The organism is Hyphomonas sp. UBA3601, from assembly GCF_002375605.1.
Lineage (GTDB): Bacteria > Pseudomonadota > Alphaproteobacteria > Caulobacterales > Hyphomonadaceae > Hyphomonas.
Genome location: NZ_DFME01000139.1, coordinates 7,777 through 8,211, shown reverse-complemented (window position 1 = coordinate 8,211; position 435 = coordinate 7,777). Strand labels below are relative to the sequence as shown.

General features: G+C 61.4%; 1 protein-coding gene. It reads left to right on the top strand.

Features of this window, described 5'->3' with window-relative positions; genetic code table 11:
• The coding region (locus tag B4F73_RS15760; RefSeq protein WP_290483740.1) for a hypothetical protein at positions 1-300 on the top strand (300 nt) is incomplete at its 5' end.
• Between the last annotated feature and the right edge of the window lie 135 nt (positions 301-435).

Below are 435 nucleotides of genomic sequence, written 5' to 3'. Positions count from 1 at the left end.
CTGGTCATCTATTCCATGTTCGCCCTCGGCTTCTGCAACGAGATCTTCCAGTCCTATAGCGACTTTGCCCGCCTCGGCCTTTTGCTGGCCGAGCGTGGCCAGCTGCCGGACAGCGACCTTGGCTGGTTCGGCGCGGTCGCCGTGGGCGAAGAGCCATTCCATGTGATCCCGAAACTCGTCGCCCTCATGACACTGGCCGCTTATGCCGGCTCCATTGCCTTCTTCTTCCGCGCCCGGAAGGCCAATCTGTCAAAGGGTATTGGTCCCGTGGAGCCGGGGGATGCGGACAACGACGCCTGACCTCTGCTCCACCGCCCCGCGATCCTTCTTCTTGCCACGCCCGCACAGCGTCATAGAGTGAACCCACCATATTGGGAGGACACGGAATGATTCGGAAATTTGCGATGGCGGCAGCACTGACTGGCGCGCTCATGG